General features: G+C 64.9%; 4 protein-coding genes. 1 reads left to right on the forward strand and 3 read right to left on the reverse strand.

What is annotated here, in order from left to right:
• Nucleotides 1-149: 149 nt before the first annotated feature.
• Nucleotides 150-569, forward strand: a complete 420-nt coding sequence (locus EN742_RS25945) for a VOC family protein (RefSeq protein WP_126057126.1) — start codon at nt 150-152, stop codon at nt 567-569.
• Between the two features lie 21 nt (nt 570-590).
• Here the strand turns inward: EN742_RS25945 and EN742_RS25950 are convergent, their stop codons facing one another.
• The 3 genes from EN742_RS25950 to addA all read right to left on the reverse strand — a co-directional run.
• Complete coding sequence (locus EN742_RS25950; RefSeq protein ID WP_126057125.1) at nt 591-872, reverse strand: cupin domain-containing protein; 282 nt, start codon at nt 870-872, stop codon at nt 591-593.
• A 132-nt stretch (nt 873-1,004) separates the two neighbouring features.
• Nucleotides 1,005-1,328, reverse strand: a complete 324-nt coding sequence (gene trxA / locus EN742_RS25955) for a thioredoxin (protein WP_126057124.1) — start codon at nt 1,326-1,328, stop codon at nt 1,005-1,007.
• Between the two features lie 74 nt (nt 1,329-1,402).
• On the reverse strand, nt 1,403-4,330 hold a 2,928-nt coding region (gene addA, locus EN742_RS25960), incomplete at its 5' end, for a double-strand break repair helicase AddA (protein ID WP_128333441.1).

Consider the following 4,330-nt stretch of genomic DNA (forward strand, 5'->3'; position numbering starts at 1 on the left):
ACCTGGGACGGTCCGCCGCCGCGCATCCTGATCGGCGGCTCGCTTTACCTTGCCGGCGCGGTGCTGGCCGAAAATGGCACGCCGCCCACCTGACGTCGGATTTCTCGCAAGCATGGGGCGTCCTATCTGACCAGCGCAAGGAGCCCGTCGTGATCAAGGTCAAGCAACTCGCCCACGTCTGCATCTTCGCGCATGAGCTGGAAGCGACGCGAGGCTTCTACCGCGACGTCCTCGGCATGGACACCCAGTTCAATTTCCTGCGCGACGGCAAGGTCTTCGGCTTCTACCTCAATTGCGGCGGCCGCAGCCATGTCGAGGTGTTCCAGAAAGGCGAGGCCAGCTACAGCGACCAGAACCAGATCAACCACTTCTGCCTCGAAGTGGAGGATATCGACGCCGCGATCGCTCATATCAGGTCGAAGGGCGTCGAGGTCACGTCGAAGAAGCATGCCTGCGACGACACCTTTCAGGCCTGGATCCGCGATCCCAACGGCGTGAAGATCGAGCTGTTCGAATACACCGGAAAGAGCGCGCAATTCACCGGCGGCGACCGCATCGCCGACTGGTGACTGCCGCACGCTGTCTGCGGACTACTTCAGTTCGATCTCGATGAAGGCGTACTCGCTGTCATTGTCGCTGATGACGTCGTGCTCGACGCCTTCCTTGCGGAAATAGGGCGCTCCCTTCTTCATCTCGGCGAAGGATTCGCCGTCCTTGGTCAGCAGCTTCACCTTTCCGTCCATCAGCGGCACGATGACATAGTCATGGCCATGACGGTGCCAGCCGGTATTGTCGCCGGGCTGGAAGCGATATTCGGTGACGATGACGCGCTCATTGTCGATGAAGACGGTGGCCTTGGCTGTTCCGGTCATGATGTTCTCCTGTCCGTCCCAAGCAGAAGACATGGAGGCAGCGCGCGCGAGGGCCAGAGGGCGCTGAGGGATGGCGCCAAAGAAAAAGCCCGGCGCGATGGCCGGGCTTGTCCTGCAAACTTCTCGATTGGCTCACGCGAGGCTGCCGTTGATCCAGTGCGACAGCGCGGTCTTCGGCGCCGCGCCCACCTTCATGTCGGCCACTTCGCCGCCCTTGAAGATCATCAGCGTCGGGATCGAGCGCACGCCGAACTGCGCGGCAAGCTCGGGATTCTCGTCGATATTGAGCTTGGCGATCTTCACCTTCGAGCCAAGCTCCTTGGCGATGTCTTCCAGCGCCGGAGCGATCATCTTGCAGGGGCCGCACCATTCGGCCCAGAAATCCACCACGACCGGCTCCTTGGCGTTGAGCACATCGGCCTGGAAATTGCTCTTGTCGACCTTGACGGTGGTCATGCGGAAATCCTTTCAAGAACTCGGGTTGCACCAAATGTGGTGGTGACAGAGATCTAATTCAAGCAGTGCTTGTGTCACGCTCCCGTGAGTCGGGCAAGGGCATCATCCATCGCGCTGGCCGGCAGTTCGATCAGCCTTGGCGCTTCGGTGAACAGCAGCGCGGCCTGGACATCGCGGCCGGGATAGAGCGGCTGCAGCAGCGCGCGGTAGAGCGCAAGCTGCAGCACATAGGCCGGCGGCACCTCCTCCAGCGTCGTCGGCGCCGGCCGGTTGGTCTTGTAGTCGACGATCGACACGCTGTGCTCAGAGACCGCCAGCCGGTCGATCTTGCCGGAGATCGAGCGCAGCTTTCCCTTCACCTCGAGGCTGCCCATCACCGCGATTTCGGCGCGGGATGCGGGCGAGAACAGGGGGGCGAATAGGGGATCGGCGAGGATCGCAAGCACCGCGTTCAACGCTTTCACGCGCTCGGCTTCCGACCATGCCGCGCCGGCGCGCGCCAGATAGCGCTCGGCGGCGTCCTTGCGCCCGCCTTCGGCGATCGAAGGCAACATCTGCAGCAATTTGTGCAGCGCCAGCCCGCGCAGGACGGCGAAGCCTGGCTCGGCCTCGGCGTCCAGCACCGGCGAGCGCGTGTCGGTCACCGTCTCCTTCGCCTCGTCGATCAGCGCCGAGGCGCCGGAGGGCGACAGCGGCCGTGGCAGCTCCTCATACGGGGGCAACGGGCGGAACAGGCTTTCCGGCAGTGGCACGACATGCTCGATCGGGCTCTCCGCCTCGGCCGCCGCCAACGCCACCGGCGGCAATTTGGTCATATGGAAGCGGTGCACGACGACCTCCGCCGCCGCCGGGTGGCGGCGCTCCATGCTTTCCGGCGCGCCGAGCAGCGCCCGGCTGACGATCGAATGCCAGGTGCCGGTGCTCGGCGCCCGCTTGCCATGGTATCCGCAGACGACCAGCCGGTCCTCGGCGCGCGTCATGCCGACATAGAGCAGTCGGCGGTATTCGTCGTCGGCGAGTTCGCGGGCATGCGCGGCGGCGGCCTTCGAAAAGCCGTTGGCGACGTCGCCGGCCGAGCGCCAGAGATAACCCTTGCCGTCGAAATGCTGGCCCGAGCCCTGGAACGGCATCAGGCGCGGCAAATGCTGGTCGCTGAACGGCGCCGAGCCGCCATCGACCAGGAAGACGACCGGCGCCTCCAGGCCCTTGGCGGCGTGCACGGTCATGACGCGGACCTCGTCGCGGGTCTGGTCCATCTCGCGCTTGATCTCGGGTCCGCTGCTTTCCAGCGTCGCCAGGAAGGCCTCCAGTCCCGGCAGGCCGGTGCGCTCCTCGGCCAGGCAGAAGCTCAGGAATTCGTCGATGATATCGCCGGCTTCCGGTCCGAGCCGGGCGATCATCTTCTTGCGCAGGCCGTCGCGGGCGAGTGCGGCGGCATAGAATTCGAACAGCGGCTTGAACGCCGCCTCGTTCGCCCAGGCGTCGAGTTGCGCCACCACCGGGGCCAGCGCCGGATCCTCTCCGGCCTGCTGCCTCAGTGAGGCGACCAGCGATTGGCCGGAAGGGCGTCCGTTAGCCAGCGAAAAGAGCCGCTCCTCGGACACGTCGAAGACAGGGCTGCGAAGCACGGCCGCCAGCGATAGGTCGTCCTGCGGCTGGATGAGGAAATGGCCGAGCGCGATCAGGTCCTTCACCGCAATGTGGCCGGGTAGGCTCAGCCGGTCGGCGCCGGCGACCGGAATGTCGCGGCGTTTCAAGGCGCGGGTCAATGCATGCACGAAGCTGTCGCGCTTGCGCACCAGCACGAGCACGTCGCCAGGCCCCAACCGCTTGCCGCGGCCTTCGATGATTTCACCGTTGCCGATCCAACCGGCAATGGTGGTCGCAACATTCTCGGCAACGCGCACAGCTGGCGCATGGGCATGGTCGACGGCCTGGGTCCAGTCGTCCGGCTCGTCGACCATTTCCGCGCCGATCGACGGCCAGACCTCGACATAGCCCGGCGCATCGGTTCGGATCGCCTTGTGGCTCAGCGCATCAGGGTCATGGCTGATCCCGCGCCTGATTCCGGGATCGGCAAAGACACGGTCGACGGCGGCCAGCACGTCGTCGCTGGAGCGGAACGACCAGGTCAGCTTGAGATCGGCGAAGGAGAATCCTGCGTCGCGCACGCGTCCGGCAAATAGTTGCCTGCTCTCGGCAAAGGAATCGGGCGCGGCACCCTGGAAGGAATAGATCGACTGCTTCTCGTCGCCGACGGCAAACATCGTGCGATGGACGGCTTCACGCTGTCCTAGCCCGGCAAAGAACTCTTCCGTCAGCTTCTTCACCGCCTCCCATTGGTCTGGACTGGTGTCCTGCGCCTCGTCGAGCAGGATGTGGTCGATGCCCTGGTCGAGCTTGAACTGCACCCACGCACCGGCATCGGGGCGCGACAAAAGGGCGACGGTGCGGGTGATCAGGTCGTTGAAGTCGAGAAAGCCGCGGCTCCGTTTCAGATGCTCATAGCGTGCAATCAGCCAGCGGGCGACCGTCAGCGCCGCCGCGGTGCCTTCGAGCATCCTGAACAGCGCCAGCCGGTCCGACACTTCCAGGATTGCCCTGGCAGCCTCGATGTAGCGCTCCGGTAGGTCCGGCAGCCGGTCGAGCAGCACTTTTTTGAAGGCTTTTGCCGGCTCGTAGGCGGCGCCATCGGCCTTCAGGAAAGCCTTGCCGAGCAGCTCCAGCCTGCGGATCTGATCGGCTTCGGCAAAGGCCAGCCTGGCATAAGGCAGGATGTTGTTCAGCACCATGCGCGCATCGGCTGCTTCGGCGGCACGCGCGAAGCCGGCGAAATAGTCTGGCAGGAAACCGGGCAATGGCCAGAGCGAAGAGGCGATGTCCTCTGCCGTCAGGCCGGGCCTGAAGCGGAATTCGGCGAGCAGCGACCGGAAGTCGTCGCCCAGCCCCGCGATGAAGGCGCGCAGCCCGTCGCGTTTGTTCACGATCTCGGCCAGCAGCGC

The sequence above is a fragment of the Mesorhizobium sp. M4A.F.Ca.ET.020.02.1.1 genome, from assembly GCF_004022645.1.
Lineage (GTDB): Bacteria > Pseudomonadota > Alphaproteobacteria > Rhizobiales > Rhizobiaceae > Mesorhizobium.